This window comes from Roseomonas chloroacetimidivorans (assembly GCF_049629625.1).
Lineage (GTDB): Bacteria > Pseudomonadota > Alphaproteobacteria > Acetobacterales > Acetobacteraceae > Roseomonas > Roseomonas chloroacetimidivorans.
This window is the reverse complement of record NZ_JBNBZS010000012.1, coordinates 105,016-130,391: the sequence shown is the minus strand read 5'-3', so window position 1 is coordinate 130,391 and position 25,376 is coordinate 105,016. Positions and strand designations below refer to the sequence as shown.

Sequence of the window (25,376 nt, the reverse complement as noted above, 5' to 3'; positions counted from 1 at the left end):
GCACAAGAGCGATTTCTCTGCCACGGCGCAGGCCCAATCCCGAGTTGCGCGAAACGAGTCCTGGCTTTTCGCGCCCGGAGCGGTGTAGGACGCCGCCCGCCCCCCCCGCCGAGGACTTGCTTTCATGGATACCCCGATCGCTGCCGTGCTCTGGCCGGATCACGCCCGGCGCGACATGGTCGCGTTGCTGCGACTGGTGGCTCATCTGGAGCGCTGCTGCCTGGAGATCGGTGCCGAGGAAGCCGCGGGCCATCTGGCCGAAGCGGCGTCCTGCCTGGCACAGGACGGGGCGCAGCGGCGGCTGGCGGCCTGAGGCGGCCCCGGGGAAGGCCCGGCCTTTACGGAGCCTCTCAGGAAGCAGCGTGCCGTCTTCATAGGCAGGTTGGCGCGCCAGCCTGTTCCCCACGGCGCGAAAGAGCCCCTTTGCCCCTCTTCCGCCCCGCATTGTTTCCGGCCTAGCGTTCCGCCTCCCTCTGCCGGAGATGACGCGATGAGCCTGACGCGCCGCAACCTGCTCGCCGGAGCGGGGTCCGCTCCGTTCCTGATGAGTGCCTCCGCCGCCCTGGCGCAGGGCGTGCAGCCGAAGCGCGGCGGGGTGCTGAACGTCATCCTGAATCCCGAGCCGCCCATCCTGCAGATCGGCGTGAACAACCAGACGCCGACGCTGATCTGCGGCAGCAAGATCACCCAGGGCCTGCTGAAGTTCTCGCCCACGCTGGACCCGCTGCCGGAATTGGCGAAGAGCTGGACGGTGAGCCCGGACGGTCTGGAATACGTCTTCAAGCTGCAGGAGAACGTGAAGTGGCATGACGGCCGCCCCTTCACGGCCGATGATGTCCTCTATTCCGTCATGACCTTCAACAAGGAGATCGTGCCACGCCTGCGGGGCGTGCTCTCCGGTATCTCGGAGGCGACGGCGCCCGATCCGCACACCGTTCGCTTCGTGCTGAAGCAGGCCTTTCAGCCCTTCCTGCTGTGCTTCGACGCCACGGCGCTGCCGATCGTGGCGAAGCATATCTATGACGGCAACGATATCCGTTCGAATCCCTTCAACGCCAAGCCGATCGGCACGGGGCCCTTCAAGTTCGTGGAGTGGCAGCGCGGCAATTTCGTGCGGATGGAGCGATTCGAGGATTACTGGAAGCCCGGCCAGCCCTATCTGGACGGCATCTTGTGGCGCGTGATCCCGGACGGGCAGAGCCGGCGGTTGGCCATCCAGTCCGGCCAGGTGCAGATGACCACCGCCACGGATATCGAGCCCTTCGACATCCCCGCGCTGCGCCAAGTACCGAATCTGAACGTGACCACGAAGGGGTGGGAGTATTTCTCCCCGCTCTTCTGGTTCGAGGTGAACCACCGGGTGAAGCCCTTCGACGACAAGCGGGTGCGGCAGGCCATGAGCATGGCGCTGGATCGCAACTTCATCGTCAACCGGCTGTGGTTCGGCCTGGGCAAGGCGGCGACGGGGCCGGTGGCCTCCACCACGCGTTTCCATGATGCCAGCGCGAAGATCGCGCCTTTCGACGTGAACAGGGCCAAGGCGCTGCTGGACGAGGCGGGGCTGAAGCCGAACGCGCAGGGCATCCGCGGGTCGTTCAAATACGTCATTCCGCCTTATGGCGAGATCTGGAACCGCATGGGCGAGTATTTCCGCCAGGCCATGCGCCAGATCGGCTTCGACGTGACGCTGGAATCGACGGATGCCGGCACCTGGGGCTCGCGCGTCGCGAACTGGGATTATGAGGCGACCTCCAACGTCCTCTACCAGTATGGCGACCCGACGCTGGGTGTGGAGCGGAGCTATGTTTCCTCCAACATCCAGAAGATCCTGTTCACCAACACGGCGGGCTATTCCAACCCGAAGGTGGACGAGCTCTTCGCCAAGGCGCGTACCGGCGCGACTGAGGCGGAGCGGCGCGCGGCTTTCTCGGAGGTGCAGAAGATCCTGGTGGAGGAGGTGCCTCTGCTCTGGGTGGTGGAGGTGAACTACCCGACCGTGACGGACAAGCGGCTGCACAATGCCGTCCAGCTCGGCACGGGCAACCACGCCAGCTACGACGACGTGTTCCTCGCATAAGCCATGGAATTGTCGCGTCTGCCCGGTTTCCTGCTGCGCCGGGTGCTGAAGTCGGTCGTCGTCGTGCTGGCGATCGTGGTGTGCAACTTCCTGCTGATCCATGCGGCGCCGGGTGACCCGGCGACCGTCATGGCCGGGCAGTCGGGCGCGGCGGACCCGCAATATATGGAGCAGCTGCGGCGGCAGTTCGGGCTGGACCAGCCGCTGACAACCCAGCTCTGGATCTATCTGAAGGGCGTGCTCCATCTCGATCTCGGATTCAGCCACCGGCAGCAGGCGGGGGTGTGGCAGCTGATCATGGACCGGCTGCCGGCGACGCTGCTGCTGACGGGGGCGGCCTTCGTGATCGCCATCGTCGGGGGCGTGGCGATGGGGGCGCTGGCGGCGCGGCGCGTCGGAACCTGGGCCGATTCGGTCATTACGGTGATCGCGCTGGCCTTCTACGCAACGCCGCTCTTCTGGGTCGGGCTGATGCTGGTGCTGCTGTTCAGCGTCTATCTGGAATGGCTGCCGAGCTTCGGGATGAGCGACCCGAGCCTGAATGCGACGGGGCTGGCGCTGTGGTGGGACGTGGCGCAGCACCTGGTGCTGCCGGCGGTGACGCTGGGGCTGTTCTACCTGGCCGTATATGCGCGGCTGACGCGGGCCACGATGCTGGAGGTGGCGGACCAGGATTTCGTGAAGACGGCGCGTGCCAAGGGCGTGCCGGAAGGGCGCGTGCTGCGGGCGCATGTGCTGCGTAACGCCCTGCTGCCGGTGATCACCTTCGCGGGCATCCAGGCCGGGCAATTGGTCGGCGGGTCGATCCTGGTGGAGACGGTCTTCGCCTGGCCGGGGATCGGGCGGCTGGCGTTCGAGGCGCTGCTGGCGCGGGACTATCAGGTGCTGATGGGCGTGTTCTTCATCACCTCCGTGGTGGTGGTGCTGTTCAACCTGCTGACGGATCTGCTCTACGCGCTGGTCGATCCGCGGGTGGAGGTGGCGTGATGGGGATGCTCCGCCGCTTCATGCGCCATCCCGGGGCCGTGGTCGGCGCCGTGGTGATGCTGCTGGTGCTGGCCGTGGCGGTGCTGGCGCCGGTGCTCTTTCCCGGCAGCCCCTGGGATATGGCGGGCGCGCCTTTCTCTCCCCCGGGGGAGGATGGGATGCTGCTGGGGACGGACAGCCTGGGCCGGGATGTCGCGGCGGGCATCGCCTATGGCGCGCAGGTCTCACTTCTGGTGGGGGTGGTGGCGACCGCCGTGTCGATCGTGATCGGCGTCGCGCTGGGGGCCGTGGCCGGGTATCTCGGCGGGGTGGTGGATGACGCGGTGATGCGCTTCACCGAGTTCTTCCAGACCATTCCCTCCTTTGTGCTGGCCATCCTGCTGGTTGCGATCTTCACGCCTTCGATCACCTCGATCGTGGCGGCGATCGCGATCGTGTCCTGGCCGCCTGTCGCCCGCGTCGTGCGTGCCGAGTTCCTGAGCCTGCGCGGGCGGGAATTCGTGCAGGCGGCGGAGGTGCTGGGGAAGCGGCCCATCGCGATCGTGCTGACGGATATCCTGCCAAATGCGCTCTCGCCCATCATCGTGCTGGCCTCGCTCAACACGGCGAATGCGATCCTGCTGGAGAGCTCGCTCTCCTTCCTCGGCCTGGGCGATCCGAACCTGATGTCCTGGGGTTTCCTGATCGGGTCGGGGCGGTCGGTGATCCGGTTGGCCTGGTGGATGAGCGTGTTTCCGGGGATCGCGATCTTCATCACGGTGCTGGCGCTGAACCTGATTGGCGAGGGGCTGTCGGATGCGATGAATCCGCGGCTGCGGAAGCGGGGGGCGCGGTGAGCCTGCTATCCGTCGAAGGGCTGACCATCGGGCTGCCGCCCGGGGGGGACCGGCCGAATGCGATCGAGGATGTGAACCTGACCGTGGCGCCGGGGGAAATCCTGTGCGTGGTCGGGGAGAGCGGCTCAGGCAAGTCGATGACGGCGAATGCCGCCATGGGCCTGTTGCCGCCGGGGCTGCCGGTGAAGTCCGGGCGAATCCTGTTCGAGGGGCAGGACCTGCTGGCGAAGTCGCGGGAGGAGATGCGGCGGCTGCGCGGGGCGCGGCTGGCGATGATCTTCCAGGAACCGATGACGGCGCTGAACCCGCTGATGCGGGTGGGCGACCAGATCGCGGAAGCGTTGCGCGTGCATGGCGCGGGCGCGGATGCGGCGCGGCGGGTGCCGGAATTGCTCGAAGCGGTGAATCTGCCGGATCCGGTGAATTTGGCGCGCTCCTATCCGTTCCGGCTTTCGGGCGGACAGCGGCAGCGCGTGATGATCGCCATGGCGCTGGCGCTGGAGCCGGCTCTGCTGATCGCGGATGAGCCGACCACGGCGCTCGACGTCACGACGCAGATGCAGATCCTGCGGCTGATCCGGGAGGTGCAGGAGCGGCGCGGGACGGGGGTGATGTTCATCACCCATGACTTCGGCGTGGTGGCGGAGATCGCGGACCGCGTGGCGGTGATGCAGCGCGGGCGGATCGTGGAGAGCGGGCCCGCGGCGGAGGTGCTGAACGCGCCGAAGCATGAATATACCCGGGCGCTGATCGCCGCCGTGCCGCGCGGGGCAGCAGTGGCGCGGGAGCCCGTGAAGCCGGGCGCGCCGATCCTGGCGCTGCGCGGCGTGCAGAAGACCTATCACCGCGGCGGCGGGTGGTTCGGGAAGGGGCTGTCCTTCAAGGCGGTGCATGACGCCGACATCGTGCTGCACCGGGGCGAGACGCTGGGCATCGTGGGGGAGAGCGGCTCCGGCAAATCCACCCTGGCGCGGACCGTGGTACGGCTGGTGCGGCCGGAGCAGGGGGAAATCCTGTTCCATGGGACCGATCTGCGGCCCTTGGGGCGCGAGGCCTGGAAGCCTTTCCGGCGGCAGATCCAGATGGTGTTCCAGGATCCCTATGCCTCGTTGAACCCGCGCCGATCCGTGGGAGAAGCGATCGCGGAGGGGCCGATCACGCATGGCACGCCGCGCGCACAGGCCCTGGAGCGGGCGCGGGAGCTGCTGCGGCTGGTGCAGCTCGATCCCGGGGCGATGGACCGGTATCCGCATGAGTTCTCGGGCGGGCAGCGGCAGCGCATCGGGCTGGCGCGGGCGCTGGCGATGGAGCCGGAGCTGCTGATCGCGGATGAGCCGGTCTCGGCGCTGGATGTTTCCGTGCAGGCGCAGGTGCTGGCCCTGCTGGCGGATATCCGCCAGCGCCTGGGCCTGACCATGCTGTTCATCACCCATGACTTGCGCGTGGCGGCCGAGATCTGCGACCGGGTGGCGGTGATGCAGCGCGGAGTGATCGTGGAGCAGGGGCCGACGGCGGAGGTGTTCAACGCGCCGGGCCATCCCTACACGCGGGCGCTGCTGGAGAGCATTCCCGGGCGGGGCTGGACGCCGCCAGGATAGGGCTCTGGGCGGCCTCGTCTCTGCCCCGGCATGCAAACGGGCCGCCGTTCCAGACGTTCGACTGACCGGGCCGAGCAGATCGGCCGCGCCCGGACGGAGGTCAGGATCGATGAGCGAAAAGAAGGACACGGGTCATCAGGGGAAGGGCGATGCCAAGCCGCATGATCCGATGATCAATCAGACCCTGCAGACCGGGAATCCGCTCAGCAACCAGACTTCCAAGACCGGGAACCAGCTGGATTATGAGCCCGGGCAGCCCGTGAAGGAATCGAACAAGGCCGAGGGGCATGCGGGGAACCAGGGGCCCCAGGGAGCCTGATCCGTTGCTGGCTGGGAGGCCCCGGCTCCCAGCCCCTCCGCCAGGAAACTGGGTTTCCTGGACCTTCCAACTGTTGGCGGCTGATCCGGGTTCCGCCGAGGGTCTATGACAGCCGGCGATAGCCAGTGTCGTCCTGGAAGCCTGGGGTAAAGGCCTGCGGCGCTGCCCTCGGTCGCGTTAGCCCGCCGAATCCCTGTCCATTATTCGGGCAAGGCAGGACACGACCTCCTCGGGGTCATAGGGCTTGGTGATAACGGGCGCGTCCACGTGCTGCCCCTTGTTCACCGCTGATGCTTCGAGACCGGTCGCGAACACGAAAGGCACGCCCAGCGAGGCAAGGCGATCGGCGACCGGAAGGGCCGACTTGCCGTCGGCGAGCGTGTAGTCGATCACGGCGGCGTCGATCCCGCCCTCAGACATGGCCGTCGTGATCGCTGACAGAGCCTCCGCGACCCTCGCGGCCTGGACGACAGCCTGCGCACCCGCGATCATCAGCGTGTCTTCCAGCAGGAAAGTGACCAGCGGCTCATCCTCGACCACGAAGATGCGCCGACCTTGAAATCCTGAAGCCATATGAACTCCCCGGCTGAGAGCCGCCCTGTGCCCGAAACCTACATCGGCACCGCATGTCGGCCCAGAACAAAGCGGCTGCCCCAGCCAGCCGCGCCAAGGCCTTCCGGATCCGGTGGAAGGAGACCTGCACCCGGCAGACGGCGCGCCCCGGCATCCCTTGCCGCACCGCGGCGGGGTTCAGTCCCGTGCCGATCGGGGTGACCGTGCCGGGGTGACCGGCATCGTCACCGCCTTCGCTTGGAGGGGGCCGATTCCGGCGCGGGTTGGGCGGCCGGGGGCAGGTCTTCTTCCAGGATGGTGAGGTGCACGGCGTAGGACACTTCGCCGTCCTCGGCATCGCGGTGGAGCGTGCCGATCACCTCGCCCCCGGCCTCAATCTCGACGCTCATCCCCGCCCGCTGCGGGGCTATGACGCTGATGCGCTCCGTCCCCAGCAGCCGACGCAGATAGGCCTGCACGCGTTCAATCTCAGATTTCGTCAAATTCCAGTAACTCCCACCGTCTCGGGCGCCGTCACGGGCTTCCCTACCCAAGACGATCTACCCGCGAAGGCGTTGGTTTGCGATGAGGGAAGGCCCTGATGTGCTTCACCATGATCCAGGGAAGCATGGCGGTGGATCAGGACGGGTGAGCGCATTGGCACGGCATGGGTTTGACATGGGGCATACAGGGCCCACTGTGCAAGACCAGCTGGATCTCGGCCACGCCCCGGCGCAACCTCCGCCGTCTGTCACCCGGTGAGGCCATGGATCCCATCACGCCCTTTCCCATCGCCGTCTGCGGAATAGAGGAGCTCGCTGGCCATTGCGAGACCGGGATCAGCCATGTGCTGTCCATCCTCGATCCGGACCACCCGGTGCCCGAGGCCTTCGGTGCCTTTGGCGAGCATGCGAGGCTCGAGCTCCGCTTCCACGACGTGATCGAGGACGTGCCGAACGGCGAGGCACCGCGGGAGGAGCATGTCGCCGCCATCCTCCGCTTCGGCCGTGACCTGCTGGCCGAACCGGCCGAGGCGGCGAAGCTGCTGGTGCATTGCCATGCCGGCATCTCGCGCTCCACCGCCTCCATGGTGCTCATTCTGGCCCAGGCGCAACCGGGTGAGCCGGCCGAGCGGATCCTGCAGGAGGTGTTGGCAATCAGGGAGAAGGCCTGGCCCAACCTCCGGATGCTGGAGATGGGTGACCGGATGCTCGGCCGCAGTGGGAGCCTCGTCAGGGCCGCGGCGCCGGTCTACCGCCATCAGCTCCGCATTCGGCCGCACCTGGCGGATGTCATGCGCGGCGCCGGGCGGGGCCGCGAGGTGGACGCGGCCGAGGCGCTGGGCTGACCCCGCCTCAGGCTGCCAGCGACCGCGAGAACGGTTCAGCACGGACCTAAATATCTGATGCCGTAGCCCAATTTCAGAATTTAGCGGACCCTGCTGCCCGAGATCGAAAAGGCAGATCGCGGGGTCCGGGAAGGCCGCTGGCTCCCGGCGAAAGGGGGCGTCGGGGGAAGCGGCGCTTCCCCCGGGCCGTCAGGCCGCGCGCTTCTGCCGGGTCAGGCCGAGTTGCTCCCACACCGTGGACATGGCGTCGGCGAGATGGGCGATGGCGGCGTCGTCATGGAAGGGCGTCGGCGTGATGCGCAGGCGCTCCAGGCCACGGGGAACCGTTGGGAAGTTGATGGGCTGGATGTAGATGCCGTGGTCATCCAGCAGCATGTCGCTCGCCCGGCGGCAGAGGGCGGCGTCGTTGACCATGACGGGCACGATGTGGCTGGGGGCGTCCAGCACCGGCAGGCCCTCGGCCCGCAGGGCGGCGCGGGTGGCGCGGGCGCGCTCCTGATGGGCGATCCGCTCGGCATCCGAGGCGCGGAGGTGGCGGATGCTGGCCAGGGCGCCGGCGGCGATGGCCGGGGCCAGGGTGGTGGAGAAGATGAAGCCCGGCGCGAAGGAGCGGATGGCGTCGATCAGGGTGCGGCTGCCCGCGACATAGCCCCCGCCCACGCCATAAGCCTTGCCGAGGGTGCCCTCGATCACGTCGATCTGCACGCCGTCCCGCGCTGCCACGCCGGCGCCGCCGGGACCGTAGAGGCCGACGGCATGAACCTCGTCGATATAGGTCAGGGCGTTGTGCTGGCGGGCGAGCTCCGCGATGGCGCGGATGGGGGCGATGTCGCCATCCATCGAATAGACGGATTCGAAGGCGACGATCTTGGGGGCCTCGGGCGGCAGCTCCGCGAGGAGTTCCGCGAGATGCGCGACATCGTTGTGGCGGAAGATGCGCTTCGGCCCACGGCCGTTGCGGATGCCCGCGATCATCGAAGCGTGGTTGTCGGCGTCCGAAAGGATGGTGGCGCCGAGCAGGGTGGCGAGGGTGGAGAGTGCGGCCTCGTTGGCGGCAAAGCCGGAGGTGAAGACCAGCGCGGCTTCCTTGCCGTGAAGCGAGGCAAGCTCGGCTTCCAGCGCGACATGGTGGCGGCCAGTGCCGGAGATGTTGCGTGTGCCGCCCGCGCCAGCGCCGTCCTCCCGGATGGCGGCGATCATGGCGTCGCGCACCACGGGATGCTGGCCCATGCCGAGATAGTCGTTGCTGCACCAGACCACGACGGGGCTGCCATCCGGGCGGAGGGCCGTGGGGAAGGAACCGGGCTGCCGGTGTAGGGTCTGGAAGCGGCGGTAGCGGCCCTCGGCGCGCAATGCGTCCAGATGAGCGGCGAGAAGCTGGTCATAGTCGGGCATGGCGATTTGCTTATGGGCCGATGCAGTTCTGTGCCGTGGGGTAGGCCCCTGGAAGCAGGGAATCAACACCAAGGGTGAAAAAGGCCCTTGGACAAATTGTCGCACCACTCGAACCGGCGCGCCCGAACGCGAAGAAAAAGACGATGGAAGCAGGTGTTCACCTGGGCCCCGGGGGAAGAACTCCTTCTTCCCCCGGGCCTTCTTTCTCAGGCGGCCTCGACGCACATGGCGACGCCCATGCCGCCGCCGATGCAGAGAGTGGCGAGGCCCTTCTTCGCGCCCTGGCGCTTCATCTGGAACAGAAGCGTGGTCAGGACACGGGCGCCGGACGCGCCGATCGGGTGGCCCAAGGCGATGGCGCCGCCATTCACATTCACCTTGGCCGGATCCCAGCCCAGGTCCTTGTTCACCGCGCAGGCCTGGGCGGCGAAGGCCTCATTGGCCTCGATCAGGTCGAGATCGTCGATGGACCAGCCGGCCTTCTGCAGGGCCTTGCGGGAGGCCGGGATGGGGCCGGTGCCCATGATGGTGGGATCCACGCCCGCCGTGGCCCAGGAGACGATGCGGGCAAGCGGGGTGACACCACGCTTCGCGGCCTCGGCGCCGCGCATGACCAGGATGGCGGCCGCGCCGTCATTGATGCCGGAGGCATTGCCGGCGGTGACGGAGCCCTCCTTGGAGAAGGCGGGGCGGAGCTTCTGGAGAATCTCCAGGGAGGTTTCGGGCTTCGGGTACTCGTCGTTCTCGTAGACTGTCTCGCCCTTGCGGCCCTTCACGGTGACGGGGACGATCTCGTCCTTGAAGCGGCCGGCCTTCATGGCCTCGCCCGCCTTGCGCTGGGAGTTGTAGGCGAACTCGTCCTGCTGTTCCCGGGTGATCTGGAACTTCTGGGCCACGTTCTCGGCGGTCGTACCCATGTGGTAGCCGTGGAAGGCGTCCCACAGCCCGTCCTTGATCATGGTGTCGATGAGTTGGAGGTCGCCCATCTTCTGGCCGGCACGAAGCTGCTGGGCGTGGGGCGCCTGGGTCATGCTCTCCTGCCCGCCGGCCAGGACGATGCTGGCGTCGCCGGTGGCGATCTGCTGGGCGGCCAGGGCGACGGAGCGGAGGCCGGAGCCGCAAAGCTGGTTGATGCCGAAGGCGGTGCGCTCGACCGGGATGCCGGCGAGGACGGAGGCCTGGCGGGCGGGGTTCTGGCCGGCGGCCGCGGTGAGCACCTGGCCAAGGATGACCTCGTCCACCTCCGCAGCCTCGACCTTGGCGCGTTCCAGCGCGGCCTTGATGGCGATGGCGCCGAGCTGGTGGGCGGGCAGGCTGGAGAAGGCGCCGTTGAAGCTGCCGACCGGTGTGCGGGCGGCGGAGGCGATGACGATGTCGTCCATGTCCGGCTGTTCCTCAGGGCTTGTCGTTGATGCGCGGAGGCGGCCGAGACTGCGCCGGGCGGCCCCACCACACAACCCGCAGGCTATGTGGCGTGGGCCGGGCGGGCGGAACAGGGGCAAGGAGAGCACAGAGTTTCGTGACCGATCCGGAATGGATCACCACCTGCCGGAAGGCTTCAGATACCGTGCAGCCAGTCCCGCAACGGGCGCCACAGCACGGCTTCTGCCTTCATCCCGGCGGCCATGCCGATATGGCCGGCGGGCACGTCCAGCACCGCGGCGCCTGGCAGGCGGTCGGCCAGGGCGCGGGCGCTTTCGGGTGGGACGATGCGGTCGCCGCGTGGAATGGCGAGGAAGCTGGGGCCGCGCCAGCCGGCGGGGTCCACCGGGGCGCCTGCGAGATGCCAGGCGTTCCGCTTGGGGGTGTTGTCGCCGTACCAGCCCGCCAGGCATTCGCGGGCCACGGGCGCGGGAAGGGGGATGCCATCATTCAGCCAATCCTCCAGCGCCACGAAATGCGCGGCACGGGGGGAAGTGGGATCCAGCCGGCCGAAGGCCCGGAATTTCCGGGCGATGCCAAAGGGGTCGATGCCGGCGAAGAGAAGCTGGAGCAGATCCACCGGCATGGCCCCGGTGGCGGCCAGCAGGGGTTCCAGCCCGGGCAGCAGGGCGGCGGCGGAACGGGCGCGGGCCTCTGCCTCGCCGCCACCGGCATGGAAATCCCAGGGGGTGGCGAGGAGGGCGAGGCCGCGGACCCGGTCCGGGCGGCGCAGGGCGGCGGCGAGGGCGAGAAGGCCGCCCATGCAGTAGCCGACCAGGGTAACGGGGCCGCCGGTGGCCTCGGCGCTGGCGAGGATGGCGCGTTCCAGCCGGCCGGCGATCCAGTCGGTGAGGGTCATGGCGCGCTCAGCGGGGCCGGGGGTGCCCCAGTCCAGCAGCAAGGGGCGGATGCCCTGCCCGGCCAGCCAGCGCAGCATGGAGTGGCCGGGCATCAGGTCCAGCACGGTGGCGCGGTTGATCAGGGAGGGGATGACAAGGGCCGGAGGACCGGTACCGCCGTAATCGAGAACTCGCGCGGGTCCCTCGGACCAGAGGGCGGGCGGGTCGGGCAGGTCGCGGCGCCAGGGATGGTCGCGATAGGCGACGATGCCGCGCAGCATCGCCGCGTCCTCGTGCCAGAGCTGGCGGGCGATCGCGGCGCGGAAGCCCTCCGGGTCAGCGGCGACGGCGGGGCTTCGCAGAATCCGGTCGTGCTCCGCCTTTGCCTGTGCCGAGCGCGGCGCGAAGCCCGGCCAGCTCACGTTCCAGGGCGTCGAGCCGGGCGCGGAGGGGAGCGGCGTCCGGATCGGGAGCGAGGCCGTCGCCAGCCAGGCCCGGCCCATGGCCAGGGTCAGATGGGCCGGCAGGGGGCGCGGGCCGCGGCGCTTGGTCACGCGGGGGCTCCGGCGCGGGGGTGGAGGGGGCAGACCATGGAGGGGGCGGCCAGGAGGCAGGCGGAGTTGCCGCCCAGGGCATACCAGGCCAGGGCGGAACCCAGCCCTGCCCGGGGGGCCAGCCCGTGAAAGGGGCCATGGGCCCGGGCGGCACGGTACGCGCCGATTCGGCCCAGCCCCGTGTCCAGGCGGCCAGCGCCGCGGACCAGGCTGTCCAGGCGGAGGTCAGTTCCGGATCGTTGCCAAGGGCGGCCAGCTCGCCCTGCCAGAGGGCGATCCAGTCGGCGGCCAGGCGCGCCAGCTCCGGCGCGTCGCCCTTCTCCGATCCATTGCTTCCCGATCCGTCCATGCATTCCCCGGCTGGTATCCCGAAGCTGCGGCCGCTGCCCGGCCGGCGTTGCGCCACGGCCTCCTAACGGCCCCCTCGTCCTTCGGTGTCCGTTTCGCTATACGAAACTACGCCTCAACTTGGACGCGAAGCGGCTTCCGCGCCGCAGCGGGGCGGGTCTAGCATTGCATCCCGGCCCGGGATCAAGGCGATACCCGCCCCCGCGTGCAAGAGCGTCCGTGGGAGGAAGACAGATGATGATCGAGCCCATCACGCCAAAGGACACGGCGGCCGAAACCCCGGCCCGCCCGCCGGTGGTGGTGAAGAAATACGCCAATCGCCGTCTCTACAACACCGAAACCTCATCCTATGTCACGCTGGAGGATCTGGCGGCGATGGTGCGGCAGGGGCGGGACTTCACCGTCTCTGACGCCAAGTCGGGCGAGGACATCACCCGATCCGTGCTGACGCAAATTATCGTGGAAGAGGAGAGCAAGGGCACGAACCTGCTGCCCGTGCCCTTCCTGCGCCAGCTCATCGGCCTTTATGGCGACAGCCTGCAATCCGTCGTGCCGCGTTATCTGGAGGCGACGATGGGAACCTTCGCGCGCCAGCAGGACGATATGCGCCGCGCGGCGCAGGGCGCGATGGGCAGCACGATGGGCGGCTTCAACGCCTTTGCCCCCTTCGAGGAAATGGGCAAGCAGAACCTGGCCATGCTGGAGCGGGCGATGAGCCTGTTCTCCCCCTTCCCCCGCACCGGTGGCACGACGGCACCGGCGCCGGCGGATGAGGTGGAAGCGATGCGCGAGGAGTTGGCGGCGCTGCGGGAAGAGGTGGAGATGCTGCGGCGGAAGAGCGGCGCTGAGTGAGGCCGCGGGGGCTGGGAGCGTTGCTGCCCCCAGCCCCACCTCGCCGGGGAGCGTGATGCTCCCCGGATGCCGGAGGCCCCGGCTGGCTATTCGGCCGGCACCATCTCCGGTGCCTGCTTGGGCGAGGTTTGCCACAGCTCGGGCCGCAACTCCTCCGGACGGTCGGGGAAGAGCAGGGCGCAGACCAGGGTGATGCCGCTGAAGGCGGCGAGCACGACCAGCACCAGGTTCAGATTGCCAAAGGCATCGTGGAGCGCGGCGATGATCGGCGAGGCCGCCGCGGCACCGATGAAGGCCAGGAAGAAGCGGATCGAGTAGAGCCGCACCCGCAAGGCCGGAGCGATGTAGCGCGCCGTCATCGTCTCACCGACCGTGACCTGACCGAAGATCGAGGCGGCGGCGAGGGCGGCAACGGGCAGCACGGCCCAGCCCTGAAGGAATGACAGGGCGAGCAGGGCCGGCACCAACGCGACCGCCAGGGGCAGGAAGACGCGCTTCAACGTCGTGCGGTCGATGAAACGGCCGACGGTGAACTGGGTGAGGCCGCCGAAAAGCGTGGCGGCGAAGGCGAGCACGCCGACCAGCGGCAGCAGGCCCGGGCTGTCCGCCATGCGCTCCTGCATCAGCTTCGGGATCAGCAGGGTGAAGGCATTGAAGACGAAGCCGGAGGTGACAGCCATCAGCAGGAGGGTGGCCGTGGCCTGGCGCAGGATCCGGCGCGGGATCTCGGGAAAGGGGCGGGTGCTGCGGGCGTGCCGGCGGGTATCGAAGGCCGGCTCGCGCAGCCAGAGGAGGCCGAGGGCCAGGATGACCAGCCCCGGCACGATGAAGGCCCAGCGCCAGTTGCCCTGGGCCACCAGCACGGCCGTCAGCACCGGCGCCGTGGCGACACCGAGATTGCCGAAGGCGCCGTTGACTCCCATGGAGCGGCCCACCCGGTCGCCGGCGATCTCCACCAGCATGGCCGTGCCGATCGGGTGGTAGATGGCGTTGAACATGCCGGCCACCGCCAGCGTCGCGGCCAGGCCCCAGGGGCCGGACACCAGGCCCGAGGCGACCAGGGCGCCACCGGTGCCCAGGAAGAAGATGGTCATCAGCATGGGGCGGCCGATCTTCTCGGCCAGCCAGCCCATGGGCAGGGCGCAGACGCCGTAAAGGACAAACATGCCCGTGCCCAGGGCGAGGATGGGCCCGTATTCGCCGCCGAAAGTACCCGCATCGCGCGCCACCATGCCCAGCACGGCGGTGGCGAGGATGAGCAGCGTGTAGTGACACATCAGATGCGCGGCATTGATGAACCAGACCTGCCGCGTGGCCGGATCGTTTGGCATTGGCATTCTCCCTGGTTCCCAGATTACCCTGGCCGAAAGGAGACGTTCGGCCAGATGCTGTCGGGAACCGGCCAAGCTTCCGCCACCTACCGCCCGCTGCCCGAGGATTCGGTGAACCGGCCATTGGCGGCGTTCCAGCGCGACTATGCCGATGGCGAATCCACCGGGCGGCACAGCCATGCCCGCGCGCAGCTTCTCTACGCGTTGCGCGGGGTGATGCGGATCGTGACCGACGCGGCCAGCTTCGTGGTGCCGGCGGGCCGGGCGCTCTGGGTGCCGGCCGGGGAGCCTCATTCGGTTTCCATCGTCGGCACCGTGGCGATGCGAGCCCTGTTCCTTCGGGAGGATGCCGCACGCGCCGGGCCAGAGCGGGTGACGGTGCTCGCTGCTTCCCCGCTGTTGCGGGAGCTGATCCTGGCAGCCTGCGAGGAGCCCCTGGAATGGGATGAGCACGGACGCGGTGGGCATCTGGCCGCGCTGATGCTGGAGGAGATCCACCGCGCGCCCACCCTGCCCTTTGGCGTGCCCGAACCGCGCGAGCCGCGGCTGGCGAGGCTGACAGCGGCGTTGCGGGCGGACCCGGCCAGCCCCCTATCGCTGGAGGATTGGGCGGCGCGGATCGGCGCCTCGCCGCGCAGCCTCTCCCGGCTGTTCCGGGCGGAAACGGGGCTGTCCTTCGGGGCTTGGCGTCAGGCGATGCGGCTGGCCGAGGCAGCGGCGCTGCTGGCACAGGGCGTGCCGCCGGCCCGTGCGGCGGCGGCGGTGGGCTATGCCTCGGCGCCCGCCTTTGGGGCGGCGTTCCGGGCCGCCTTCGGGGTGACGCCGGCCGGAGCGGCGCGGACGGCCCCGGCAGGCGCTGCTCCCCCTGGGCAAAGCGAAGCTTTGTCCCACAGGCAAAGCGAAGCTTTGTCCCACAGGCAAAGCGAAGCTTTGTCCCACCGGCAAGGCGAAGCGTTGTTCCGCAGCTAGAGCGAATCCCTGTGCGGAGCCGCTGACCGGATGTTTCTGGGGGCAGCGTCAGGTCCTGAGCGTGAGGCGGACCGGACCCTCGTCATGATCGGATCGCGAAGACTACGGCAGCGCGCACATCAGCGTGGAAGCGCGGCACGGCCTGCTTCGGCGATCGCCACATCGTGCTGCGGCGTGTCAGCGGACACACCGATGGCACCCACGACCTGGCCTTCCACGACGAGCGGCAAGCCGCCGGACATCATGACGAAATGCCCGGTGATGGCAGCCGGGCGCTGGCCATTGATGGCATCCTCGAAAGCGCTTGTGGGACGGCGGAACATGGCGGCGGTGCGTGCCTTGCCAGGGGCGATGTCCGCGGCAGCCGGGCCGGAACCATCCATGCGCACCATCGCCAGCAGGGCGCCGCCCGCGTCGGTGACGGCAATGGCACCGGGCCAGCCCTGCGTCCTCGCCTCGGTTTCCGCAGCCGAAAGAACCGTCCGGGCGGCGTCCAGGGTCAGAACGGGCTGGCGCGGCAGATCGGCAGCCTTCGCCACCCCGGTGATGAGTGCCGGCAGGATCAACAAGGCCTGGAGCGAATGACGATGGGACATGAATATGCTCCGGAGAATGTTGCGATCTCGGGAATGGAGTGGCGTCACTGGCGCGCGCTTTCGCGCGTGACGCCGGTTGCCCAGGCGAAGCCGACAACAGCACCCTTCATGTAAGGCAGGGTCGCGATGGTCACGACGGCGATCAGAGGCAGCCAGATGGCGAACATGATCCACATGGCCGGGGCCCATGCCTTATCCATCCAGAACACGAAGGGCACGATCAGGTGGCCGACAAGGAAAAGCGTCAGGTAGGGAGGCGCGTCATCGGCGGGGTAGAGCGTGTTGTCCGCCCCGCACGCCTCGCAGTGCTCGGTCACCTTAAGGAAGCCAGAAAACAGGCGCCCCTCGCCGCAATGGGGGCAGCGCAGGCCCAGACCCCGGCGGAGGCCCGTGGCGATCTTGGACTTCTCGGTCATCACCTTTCTCCAGTCCGGCCGCCAGGCACCTCTTGCCATACAATACTAGAAATGACACATACAATTAATGGGCCGGTGGGCCTTATATATGGATTGTCAGGTTTGTTCGCAAGATGAATGCGCCGCAGCGGGACGGAAGCTGGACCCCACGGATTGAGGGCAAGGAGGGTCCAATTTACCTCGCCATCGCCGACGCGATCGGGGCGGCCGTTGCGGCTGGGGAGCTGCAGCCAGGCGAGCGGCTTCCCACGCATCGCGCCTTGGCCGACGCCCTCGGCGTTGATCTGACCACGGTTACCCGGGCCTATGCCGAAGGACGCAAGCGCGGCCTGCTTCAGGCGACGGTTGGGCGCGGCACCTTCGTCCGCTCCCCTGCGGGACCGGCAGTCCGGCCGAAAACGCAGGAGGGCCCTGTCGATCTCGGCATGAACCTGCCGCCGCTGCCTGCGGACGCTTCCCTGCAGAATCTGTTGCAGCAAGGGATTACGCGCCTGCTGGGCCAGGGCGACATGGCCCAGCTTCTGACCTATCGCTCCGGTTCCGGCACGGCCGAGGAGCGGGCGGCCGGGGCCATCTGGCTGGGGCCGACCCTCGGCGACCTGGATCCGGAGCGGGTTTTGGTTTGCCCGGGCGCGCAGCCCGCCCTGCTTGCAATCCTGGGCAGCCTGGGTGGGGCAGGCGACGTCGTTCTGACGGACGGGCTTACCTATCCCGGCATCCGAAGCGCCGCCGCGCAGCTGGGAATCCGGCTGATCGGCATCGCCGCGGATGCCGAGGGATTGCTGCCTGAGGCTGTGGACGCCGCCTGCCAGGAGAGTCCGGCAAAGGCCCTGTACTGCATCCCGACAATCCAAAACCCAACCACCGTGACGATGCCGCCCGGACGACGACGTGCCATCGTCGAGGCGGCACGGCGGCATGGCCTGCGCATCGTGGAGGACGACGCCTATGGGCTGCTACCGTCCCGCCCCGTGCCCGCGATCGCGTCGATCGCGCCGGATATCAGCTTCCACATCTCGACCGTGTCGAAGGTGCTCTCGCCCGCTCTGCGGATGGCTTATCTGGTGGCGCCCGATGTGCGCTGCGCGGGACGGCTGAGTGCCACCCTGCGCGCGAACGTGCTGATGGCCTCGCCGCTACTGACCAGTCTTGTCATGGCCTGGGTGCGGGATGGCACCGCCGGTGCGGTTGTCTCGGCGATCCGGCGTGAAAGTGCTGCGCGCCAGAAAATGGCCCAGGAAATCCTGCCCGCGCAGTCCTTCGACGCTCATCCCGAAGGCTTGCATCTGTGGCTTCATCTTCCGCCCCGTTGGAACCGCCTCGATTTCGTGGCGCATCTCCGGCGTCAGGGTGGCCTGGCGGTGGTGCCGAGTGACGCTTTCGCCGTCAGCGCGAAAGATCCGCCTCCTGATGCGGTGCGTGTCTCTCTCGGGGCGGCGGCAAACCGGGACGATCTGCGGCGTGCCTTGCGCTTCCTTGCCATGGTGCTGGCGGAGGAAGTGCCGGTACCATTTTCGGAGATCGTCTGAGGATGGCCCCCACGCCCGCAGCGTGGGAACTCAAGCCGATCGACCGTTGCCAGTGTACCGGCCTTGATCTTCAGAAGACGTGATGACTTGCCCCGCCATTGCGGGCCAGGTGCTGCTCACCTCCGCCCCGCTTGAAACCGGGACGGATCAGGTGACGAGGCCGTTCTGGTCTAACCGGCCGACGAGCGCCACGACCTCCGAGGCTGGCACGGGACGGCTGAACAGGTAGCCCTGGGCATCGCTGCAGCCCAGGCGGCGCAAGACATCGCGTTGTTCGGCTGTCTCGACACCCTCGGCGGTGATCGAAATGCCGAGGCTTCGGCTCATGCTGACAACGGCACGGATGACGGCCTTTGATACCAACCGCCTCAGACTTTGACCTGTGCCCAGGAGCGGCTCGTGATGGAGGTGATTTGCTCGGGCGTGCTCATCAACGTGGACCAGGCATGGCAACACGCGTCGACGATGGCGTCGTAGCTGTTCCACACGCGATGGCTGAGCAGGTTCTGGCGCAGGAACTCCCAGATGTTCTCCACCGGGTTCAGTTCTGGCGCGTAGCGGGGCAGCGGCAGCAAGCTGATGTTCTCGGGCAGGCGCAGCCTGGGCGAGGTGTGCCAGCCTGCGCCGTCGAGCACGAGGACGGCGTGCGCCCCCTGGGTCACGCAGCGGCTGATTTCGGCAAGGTGGATGCTCATGGCGTCCACGTTGACCTCGGGCAGCACGACAGCGGCTCCGACGGCACGCTCAGGGCAGACCGCACCGAAGATCCAGGCCCAGTTGTAGCGGTGATCGCGCACGGCACGCGGGCGCGTGCCTCGCTTGGCCCAGATCCGTGTCAGCGTGCCCTGCTGACCCACGCGGGCCTCATCCATGAACCAGATTTCCAGGGGTGTGCCGGGCGCGATCTCGCTGACGGCCTCCTTCACCCGATCAGCGAAGCCCCCCTAAAAGCCGCCTGCGCGGCGGGGTCACTTTGCGGGTGCTGTGGCCGGACCGACAAGCGCCGGAAGCGCAGCCTGGTCAGGAGTTTGCCCACCGTGCGCTCGTGCAGGCTCACCCCGAACCGATGCCGGATCCGCTCCTGCAGGTCGCGGCAGCGCCAGCGCACGACGCCGTCCCGCCCCAGATCCGGTCCCTCCTCCACCCAGCAGGCCACCATGGATTCCTGCTCACTCGAGAGCCGCGGCGCCGGGCCCGGTGCTCGGCGGTTCACCAGTCCGGCCGTCCCTTCTGCATTGTAGCGGTGCACCCAGTCGCGCAGCGTCTGCCGGTCCATGCCACAGGCTTCGGCCGCCTCCTCGCGCGAGTGCCCCTCCAGCACCAGCGCGATCGCCAGCATCCGGCGCGCTGCATTCGCATCACGGCTCCGCGCCGCTGACCTCCGGAGTTCGGCCGCCGAAAGATCCTGCCGCGTGATCGCCAACGCCATCCCAACCTCCCGAACCAACCGTCGGGATGAGCGAATCACACCTGTGGCGCTGGCGGGATCACATCCGAGTCAGCGACCAAGGCGGCTGGTATGACTCCTTCGCGGGCAGGCCCGCGACGAAGGAACGGTCAATCTTGATCTTGTCGAACGGGAAGCGGAGCAGATAGGCGAGGGACGAGAAGCCCGTGCCGAAATCATCCAGGGCGATACGCAGGCCGAGCCGGCCCAGCTCACGCAGGATCGCGAGATTTGTCTGGTCTTCCTGTAGCAGGACGGATTCTGTGATCTCCAGCACCAGGCGCTCGGCTGGCAGCCCGGACTCCGCCAGGGCGCCTGCCACTGCTTGCGGCAGGCCGGGGTTGCGGAACTGAGCCGGGGAAAGGTTAACAGCGACGCTGATGGGAAGAGGCCACCGGGCCGCCTCGTTGCAGGCCGTGCGAAGAGCCCATTCCCCCAGCCGCGTGATCATCCCTGTTTCCTCGGCCACCGGAATGAAATCGGCGGGGGAGATCATGCCCCGGTCCGGATGGTGCCAGCGGAGCAGCGCTTCGAAGCACGTCACCTTCCCCGTCCGGAGCGCGACCAGCGGTTGGAAGTGCAGCTCGAACTCGCCGCGCTCCAGCGCCCGGCGGAGCCCGGCCCTCAGTTCCTGCCTGCGGCGAACTTCCTCGTCCATCGCGCCTTCGAAGAAGCAGAAGGTGCCGCGCCCATCGGCCTTGGCGCGGTAGAGCGCGATATCGGCGTTCCTGACCACCTCCTCCAGAGCGGCAGCCTTGTCGGAGATCAGGGCGATGCCGATGCTCGCTCCCACCACGGCCGGTTGATCGTCGATCCAGTAGTCCTCATCCAGAACCTCGATGATGCGCCGGGCAAGGGCCGCCGCATTCTCCGGCCCGCGCAGGCCGGTCTGGATGATCGCGAACTCGTCGCCTCCTAGCCGGGCCACCATGCTGCCATCGGCAACACAGCTGCGGAGCCGGTCGGCCGCCTGACGCAGCAGAGCGTCGCCAGCGGCATGCCCGAGCGTGTCGTTGACGCCCTTGAAGTGGTCGAGGTCGACGCATTGGAGGGCCAGATACTCACCCGGCCGGAGCTGCGCGAGCGCCTGCTGCAGGTGTTGGTAGAACAGCCGGCGATTGGCCAGATCCGTGAGCGGATCATGATAGGCCATATACGCGATCTGCTGCTCGGCTCTCTGCCGTTCCGTGACATCACGCGAAACTGCAAGCAGCCGCATCACCTCTCCGCCGGCGCCGAGAATGGGGGAAATGGTGACGTCCCACCACTTCGGTACGTCCTTGGCTGTCGGGCAGAAACCGGTGAGACGGCTCGTATGCCCGGCCTTCGCCATGGCGATGGCATGACGTGCCTGGGCGGCCATCTCCTCGGGCATGAGCCAGGGCCAGAGCCGTCCGCGAACGAGGGCGAAGTCCTCGATCTCCATCAGCGCCAACCCGGGCCCATTCATGAAAATCAGATGGCCGTCCGGATCCAGCACCTGCACGCAGTCGACACTGCTTTCCACGACGCTCCGCGCGAACTGCTCGCTTTCGCGGAGAGCCTCGACGGCGAGTTTGTGCTCGTGGATGTCCTCGGCCGTGCCATACCAGCGGCTGATTTGGCCAGCCTCGTCCCGACGGGCTGCCGCGCGGGAACGGAACCAGCGGTAGCTTCCATCTGCATGGCGCAGGCGATAATCCACGTCGAGCGGTTCGCCCGACCTGATCGATTGCGTCCATCTGGCCTTCTTGCGAGGCAAGTCCTCCGGATGGATAGCGGCTGACCACCCGATCCCCAGCGTCGCCTCATGCGTCTGGCCCACAAGTTCCCCCCAGCGCGGGCTGATCTCCGTGATCTGGCCGGCAGCATTGGCGATCCAGGGAATCTGTGGACTCAGCTCGATGGTGTATCGGTAGTTCTCCTCGCTCTCGCGCAGCGCCTCCTCGGTCCGCACCCGGTTGGTGACATCCCAGGCGGTGACCAGCACGGCCGGCCGCCCAGCAAACTCCATCACGTAGGAAATCGCATCGACGAGGCGTTCGCGTCCGGCGGCATCAAGGTGCCGCCACGGCCCGGATACCTTCCGCGTCGCGCGCGGCGCGGCGGCGGAACGACGCACCATCTCGTGGTCCTCGGCCGGGCGGATATCGAGGATCGTCATGCCCAGGAAGGCTTGGCGGGACCAGCCATAGACCTGAACGGCGGCGGCATTCACTTCGAGGAAGCGCAGGGTTTCCAGGTCATAAACCCACATCGGCGCGGGGTTGCTCTGGAAAAGCAGCCGGAAGGCCGCCTCCCTTTCGGCCAGCGCCGCCTCGGCAAGCTTATGATCGTGCACGTCCTCCAGGGTTCCGTACCAGCGCATGATGCTGCCGCCAGCGTCGTAGCGTGGCGTGGCACGCGAGCGAACCCAGCGGTAACTGCCGTCCACCTGGCGGAAACGGAACTCCGCATCATACGGTGCGCCGCTGCGGAGAGCCTCCGACCAGATCCTGGCGACGCCGGGCCAGTCGTCAGGATGGACGATGCTCGACCAGCCTTCGCCGACCACATCCTCCAGGGACACTCCAAACGCGGAACAGGCCCGTGGGCTAACCTCAACGATCTGGCCGTTCGGATCAGCGATCCAGGGAATATGGGGGCTGAGTTCCACCGCCTGCCGGTAGTGGTCCTCGCTCTCGCGAAGCGCCGCTTCGGCCCGTTTGTGCCCGGTGATGTCGAGGGCGGAGCACAGAACGCCGCCGGTCTCTCCATTGTCCTGGTGCAGTGGCTCCAGGGAGACCAAGTAGACACGGTCCCCAGCGGCGGAGCTGATTTCGGTTCCCCGGAATTCGAGATCAGCCACCTCTTCTCCGCACAGTGCGCGCTGCAGATGCGGTTCCAGACGGGCCGCGGCGCCCGGCATGACCTCGGCCAGGCTGCGGCCGATGCTTGCCTCTGCGGAATTTCCGATCATCTCGGCCATTCGACGGTTGATGCTGACGAGGCGCAATTCATGGCTGACCAGGCACAGGCCCAGCGGCACCGCGTCATACACACGGGTCAGGCTCGCCCACGGCCCAAGGAGCGCTCCGGTGGTGCCGTGGTGTGCACCGCCATTCTCGATCCTGCGGCTCATCGCCCGCACGCCAGAAGCATTTCTCTCCGCTGTCTCTTATCTGTTCAGTGTCGGGTATCTGTTCAGTATCGGGCCGTGTTCGCTTTGCAATGTGCCACACAACCGATGATTGTGTCACTGTGGGACCGATGCTCCCTGCGGATGCCAGCAGATGGCATCGGCGTCCTGCTCGCCACCGGCACTGGCGCCGCATTTCCTGAAGCGGATTTCGGCACGCTTCCCGTGACGCCTCACGCGATGCCGAATATCGCCATCGGCCCGCCGGCCGCGCTTCCCGTTCGTCCTCGATACCGATGAACGGGGCGTGGCATCAGGCGCGATGGGAAACCGGCGGCTCAGGATGCAAGGCCGGGAATGCAGCCCTTTCCGAACAGCATCGCGACCGCGGCGCCGCATCTACCGCCCACAACGCCGCCAGCGCCGGGGCGAGACCCGGAAGCAGGCGGCGCCCGCATAGCAGAAAGACGTCCAGGGCCATCGCGGCACCGGTCAGAGGGGCGATGATGGGCCAGGGGTCCGGCGAGATCAGGGCCAGCACGACCCAGGCAGAGAAGGCTGCCTCTCTGACGGCGGAGGCCCAAACGATGAAGGGATGCGCAGGCGGCAGGCGCCAGGCCAGAACCAAGCCGACGCCGCACAGCAGCTGCATGGCAAGGACGGCGGCGAGCGGAGCAGGAAGGCGGCGCTGCCGCCGATCAGCGCGGCGCCGGGGATAGGCGACAGCCTGCCATGCGCGGCCAGGGCCGGAGAATGGGCGAAAGCGAAGCGGTTACATTCACCGGACGAATAGGAGCTATCCATGTCCTCAAGTGGAGTGGAGCCGGTGGGGGGCCTATATCGGGGTCAACAAGACGACGGCGCCTGCCGCCGCCATTCACGAAAAGGATACCACACCATGTCTTCCCTGAACCTTGCCAAGACCCTCCGGACCCTCGGCCTGGCTGCCGCGCTGATGAGCCCCCTGGCTGCGGGCCATGCCTTCGCGGATGGCGAGTACATCTCGGGCCCGACCGCCTATCCCGCCTGGTCGCAGACGCAGCTTGAGAGCCGCACGCCGCTGGCCAGCAACAACGCCAACCAGTCCCAGGGTGATGCCGCGGTGCAGTCCCTGGAGCAGAGCGGTGCCACGGGTGGTGGCGGCCAGCACGCCTGATCGCCCCCCAGGGTTGAAACAGAAAGGGCCACCGGCACTGCCGGTGGCCCTTTCTGCTTGTGCGGCTGCCAGTACGGCTATCCGGTGCTGCCGTCGCGCAGCGCGTCATAGGCGTTGCGGACGCGGTCGGCGCCATAAAGGCGCTCGAACTTCCGGACAGTGAAATGGGCATTCGCCACGCTGCGGAAATGCTCGAGGAAGGCCAGGTTGATCGCGGCGCCGGCGGCGGCGCCGACGATCGGCACGGCCTGGGCCGAAAGCTTCAGCCCGACCGTGCCGGTGAAGCGCGCGGCGATGGCGCCAAGGAAGCCGGGCAGCAGGCCGGAGACGAGATGGCTGGTCGCATTGGGCAGCATCTGGGCCAGGGCGATGCGGGCAGCGAAGTAGCCGGTTTCCGTGACGTCGTCCTCGGCCATGCTGGGGCTGCCAATGGCGAAGACAGAAAGGCATTCGGCCGCCGTCATCGGCACCTTCGGGTCCTCGCCGGCTTCAGCAGCCTCGGCGGCGATCTGGCGGAGGAGGACGGTGGTGGAGAAGGGCAGCTCCGCCAGCGTGCCGAGCAGGCCGAGCGCGCCGCCGGCGGCGCCGCTGGCCATGGCAATGCCGCGATGGAACCAGGCGACATCCATCCCGAAGGGCGTGCGGCGCGGCCCGGTGCCCACAGCGGTGTGCCAGGCCTTCTCCAGGGCGCGGCGCACGGCATGGTCCAGCTGGTCGCGGATGTTTTCGGGCAGGCGGCCCTTCAACGCCTCCACCGGAGTGCCGGCGATGGCGGCGAGGCGGGCGGCGAAAGAGGGGCCCTCGAGCACGGCCACGGCCTTGGCCAGCGCGGCCTGGGCGTCCTCGGGCAGGGTCAGAAGGGCGGGCAGCGTTGTGCTCATGCCCATGAAATGGTGGCGGCCGGGGCGGGTTGCACCAGAGGCGGCATGTTCATACCGGGGGTCGTTGATCCGGCCCTGGGATGGTCCTATCCCGCCCTGGCGTGTCCGGGCAGGGGTGACGGTGGGTGGTGACGCTGGCAGTGCTTGTGGTGATCGCGCTGCTCTGCGCGGCCGGCTGGTGGGTCTGGGCGAAGCGGGACGGGCGGCGCCAGGCGGTCGAGGCGCTGATGCGGGAATGCCCGGGCTTCGATGACCGGCTGGAGGGGCGGAATGTCACCATCCTGTTCAGCGGCGCGGATCAGATGGTTGGCCTCGCCTCTCATCGGCTGACGAAGCTGCTGCCCTTTTCCATCATCCGGAAATGGCGGACGGAGCCGGTCTATAACTCCGCCGACAAGCGGGTGGGATGGAACTTCATCATCGAAACGGGCGATCCGCATGAGCCGATCTGGACCGTTCGCATGCGCTCGGGCCCCGGGACGGCCGTGCCTAATTTCTGGATGGCGAAGTTCAGCGCGCATCTGGACGGGTAGGATCCGGACAGGGCGCTTCCTGCGGAATTGGGTGCGTCGGCGCACCCGATGAAGGACCGAGCAGAAGATGTGGCCGGGACCCGTCGGATGCGGGCTTCCGGCCTCTTTCGTTTTTATCCGCCAACAGATCACGCCGTTGTTGATAGTGAATGCAATTCGCATTAGCAGGCAAGGCAGGGAGGATTGTTCTTCCTCCAGGCAGCCAGGAACGATCATCCGTGGTCACGAGCGCAGCGCGCTATCACCTTCTCTCTTCACCTCGGCCCGGGCCATCCCGGTGCGCCGCCCTGCCGC

At 68.0% G+C, this 25,376-nt stretch carries 24 protein-coding genes; 12 read left to right on the top strand and 12 right to left on the bottom strand.

The window, feature by feature from the left end; all coding sequences use genetic code 11:
* Positions 1–124: 124 nt before the first annotated feature.
* The 6 genes from ACO1BU_RS11515 to ACO1BU_RS11490 all read left to right on the top strand — a co-directional run bounded on the left by ACO1BU_RS11515 (position 125) and on the right by ACO1BU_RS11490 (position 5,817).
* A complete protein-coding gene (locus tag ACO1BU_RS11515) occupies positions 125–313 on the top strand; it encodes a soj family protein (protein WP_424136086.1) in 189 nt (62 codons plus the stop codon).
* 177 nt (positions 314–490) lie between these two features.
* Entirely contained in the window at positions 491–2,077 is a 1,587-nt protein-coding gene (locus ACO1BU_RS11510; RefSeq protein ID WP_424136085.1) for an ABC transporter substrate-binding protein, read from the top strand.
* A gap of 3 nt (positions 2,078–2,080) precedes the next feature.
* Entirely contained in the window at positions 2,081–3,064 is a 984-nt protein-coding gene (locus ACO1BU_RS11505) for an ABC transporter permease (RefSeq protein ID WP_424136084.1), read from the top strand.
* Positions 3,064–3,900 (top strand): ABC transporter permease, encoded by an 837-nt coding sequence (locus ACO1BU_RS11500; protein WP_424136083.1) that lies wholly within the window; start codon positions 3,064–3,066, stop codon positions 3,898–3,900. The genes ACO1BU_RS11505 and ACO1BU_RS11500 overlap by 1 nt, the downstream gene beginning before the upstream one ends.
* A complete protein-coding gene (locus ACO1BU_RS11495; protein ID WP_424136082.1) occupies positions 3,897–5,498 on the top strand; it encodes an ABC transporter ATP-binding protein in 1,602 nt (533 codons plus the stop codon). The genes ACO1BU_RS11500 and ACO1BU_RS11495 overlap by 4 nt, the downstream gene beginning before the upstream one ends.
* Before the next feature lie 109 nt (positions 5,499–5,607).
* A complete protein-coding gene (locus ACO1BU_RS11490; protein WP_424136081.1) occupies positions 5,608–5,817 on the top strand; it encodes a hypothetical protein in 210 nt (69 codons plus the stop codon).
* A 177-nt stretch (positions 5,818–5,994) separates the two neighbouring features.
* Here the strand turns inward: ACO1BU_RS11490 and ACO1BU_RS11485 are convergent, their stop codons facing one another.
* Together ACO1BU_RS11485 and ACO1BU_RS11480 are read right to left on the bottom strand one after the other, a co-directional pair.
* Positions 5,995–6,390 (bottom strand): response regulator, encoded by a 396-nt coding sequence (locus ACO1BU_RS11485; RefSeq protein WP_424136080.1) that lies wholly within the window; start codon positions 6,388–6,390, stop codon positions 5,995–5,997.
* A gap of 224 nt (positions 6,391–6,614) precedes the next feature.
* A complete protein-coding gene (locus ACO1BU_RS11480; RefSeq protein ID WP_424136079.1) occupies positions 6,615–6,872 on the bottom strand; it encodes a DUF3126 family protein in 258 nt (85 codons plus the stop codon).
* Positions 6,873–7,135: 263 nt separating this feature from the next.
* Between ACO1BU_RS11480 and ACO1BU_RS11475 the strand changes: the two genes are divergently transcribed.
* Positions 7,136–7,717 (top strand): tyrosine phosphatase family protein, encoded by a 582-nt coding sequence (locus ACO1BU_RS11475; RefSeq protein WP_424136078.1) that lies wholly within the window; start codon positions 7,136–7,138, stop codon positions 7,715–7,717.
* Between the two features lie 189 nt (positions 7,718–7,906).
* Here the strand turns inward: ACO1BU_RS11475 and hemA are convergent, their stop codons facing one another.
* From hemA to ACO1BU_RS11460, 3 genes are all read right to left on the bottom strand, one after another.
* Positions 7,907–9,112, bottom strand: a complete 1,206-nt coding sequence (hemA, locus tag ACO1BU_RS11470) for a 5-aminolevulinate synthase (RefSeq protein WP_424136077.1) — start codon at positions 9,110–9,112, stop codon at positions 7,907–7,909.
* A 206-nt stretch (positions 9,113–9,318) separates the two neighbouring features.
* Positions 9,319–10,494 (bottom strand): acetyl-CoA C-acetyltransferase, encoded by a 1,176-nt coding sequence (locus tag ACO1BU_RS11465; protein ID WP_424136076.1) that lies wholly within the window; start codon positions 10,492–10,494, stop codon positions 9,319–9,321.
* A gap of 176 nt (positions 10,495–10,670) precedes the next feature.
* Positions 10,671–11,927 carry an alpha/beta fold hydrolase gene (locus ACO1BU_RS11460; RefSeq protein WP_424136075.1) on the bottom strand — a complete coding sequence of 419 codons (1,257 nt, stop codon included), beginning with the start codon at positions 11,925–11,927 and terminating at the stop codon, positions 10,671–10,673.
* A gap of 585 nt (positions 11,928–12,512) precedes the next feature.
* On the opposite strand from ACO1BU_RS11460, the gene phaR reads away from it, so the two are divergent.
* On the top strand, positions 12,513–13,127 hold the full coding sequence (gene phaR / locus ACO1BU_RS11455) for a polyhydroxyalkanoate synthesis repressor PhaR (protein WP_424136131.1): 615 nt from the start codon (positions 12,513–12,515) through the stop codon (positions 13,125–13,127).
* An 86-nt stretch (positions 13,128–13,213) separates the two neighbouring features.
* Here phaR and ACO1BU_RS11450 read toward each other — a convergent pair whose 3' ends face one another.
* A complete protein-coding gene (locus ACO1BU_RS11450) occupies positions 13,214–14,458 on the bottom strand; it encodes an MFS transporter (RefSeq protein WP_424136074.1) in 1,245 nt (414 codons plus the stop codon).
* Between the two features lie 54 nt (positions 14,459–14,512).
* On the opposite strand from ACO1BU_RS11450, the gene ACO1BU_RS11445 reads away from it, so the two are divergent.
* Positions 14,513–15,427 (top strand): AraC family ligand binding domain-containing protein, encoded by a 915-nt coding sequence (locus tag ACO1BU_RS11445; RefSeq protein ID WP_424136073.1) that lies wholly within the window; start codon positions 14,513–14,515, stop codon positions 15,425–15,427.
* Between the two features lie 119 nt (positions 15,428–15,546).
* Here the strand turns inward: ACO1BU_RS11445 and ACO1BU_RS11440 are convergent, their stop codons facing one another.
* A complete protein-coding gene (locus ACO1BU_RS11440) occupies positions 15,547–16,023 on the bottom strand; it encodes a GlcG/HbpS family heme-binding protein (protein ID WP_424136072.1) in 477 nt (158 codons plus the stop codon).
* A gap of 44 nt (positions 16,024–16,067) precedes the next feature.
* Entirely contained in the window at positions 16,068–16,439 is a 372-nt protein-coding gene (locus ACO1BU_RS11435; RefSeq protein ID WP_424136071.1) for a DUF983 domain-containing protein, read from the bottom strand.
* A gap of 113 nt (positions 16,440–16,552) precedes the next feature.
* Between ACO1BU_RS11435 and ACO1BU_RS11430 the strand changes: the two genes are divergently transcribed.
* The gene (locus ACO1BU_RS11430; RefSeq protein ID WP_424136070.1) at positions 16,553–17,968 is read left to right on the top strand and encodes an aminotransferase-like domain-containing protein; all 1,416 of its coding nucleotides are present in this window, start codon (positions 16,553–16,555) and stop codon (positions 17,966–17,968) included.
* Positions 17,969–18,115: 147 nt separating this feature from the next.
* Here ACO1BU_RS11430 and ACO1BU_RS11425 read toward each other — a convergent pair whose 3' ends face one another.
* The 3 genes from ACO1BU_RS11425 to ACO1BU_RS11415 all read right to left on the bottom strand — a co-directional run bounded on the left by ACO1BU_RS11425 (position 18,116) and on the right by ACO1BU_RS11415 (position 22,515).
* Positions 18,116–18,424, bottom strand: a complete 309-nt coding sequence (locus ACO1BU_RS11425) for an EAL domain-containing protein (RefSeq protein ID WP_424136069.1) — start codon at positions 18,422–18,424, stop codon at positions 18,116–18,118.
* Positions 18,337–19,397 (bottom strand): IS630 family transposase gene (locus ACO1BU_RS11420; protein WP_424136068.1). Its coding sequence is split into 2 segments (ribosomal slippage): positions 18,337–18,911 and positions 18,911–19,397, totalling 1,062 coding nucleotides; the frame shifts between segments, so codons are not numbered across the junction. Before ACO1BU_RS11420 ends, ACO1BU_RS11425 begins: the two co-directional genes overlap by 88 nt.
* Before the next feature lie 58 nt (positions 19,398–19,455).
* Positions 19,456–22,515 carry a PAS domain S-box protein gene (locus ACO1BU_RS11415; protein ID WP_424136067.1) on the bottom strand — a complete coding sequence of 1,020 codons (3,060 nt, stop codon included), beginning with the start codon at positions 22,513–22,515 and terminating at the stop codon, positions 19,456–19,458.
* Positions 22,516–23,410: 895 nt separating this feature from the next.
* On the opposite strand from ACO1BU_RS11415, the gene ACO1BU_RS11410 reads away from it, so the two are divergent.
* Positions 23,411–23,668, top strand: coding sequence for a hypothetical protein (locus ACO1BU_RS11410; RefSeq protein WP_424136066.1), 258 nt, complete (start codon positions 23,411–23,413; stop codon positions 23,666–23,668).
* Positions 23,669–23,745: 77 nt separating this feature from the next.
* Here ACO1BU_RS11410 and ACO1BU_RS11405 read toward each other — a convergent pair whose 3' ends face one another.
* Positions 23,746–24,549, bottom strand: coding sequence for an EcsC family protein (locus tag ACO1BU_RS11405; protein ID WP_424136065.1), 804 nt, complete (start codon positions 24,547–24,549; stop codon positions 23,746–23,748).
* A gap of 128 nt (positions 24,550–24,677) precedes the next feature.
* Here ACO1BU_RS11405 and ACO1BU_RS11400 point away from each other — a divergent pair, with 128 nt between their 5' ends.
* Positions 24,678–25,082: a hypothetical protein gene (locus ACO1BU_RS11400; RefSeq protein WP_424136064.1), complete on the top strand. Its 405-nt coding sequence runs from the start codon at positions 24,678–24,680 to the stop codon at positions 25,080–25,082.
* Positions 25,083–25,376: the final 294 nt, after the last annotated feature.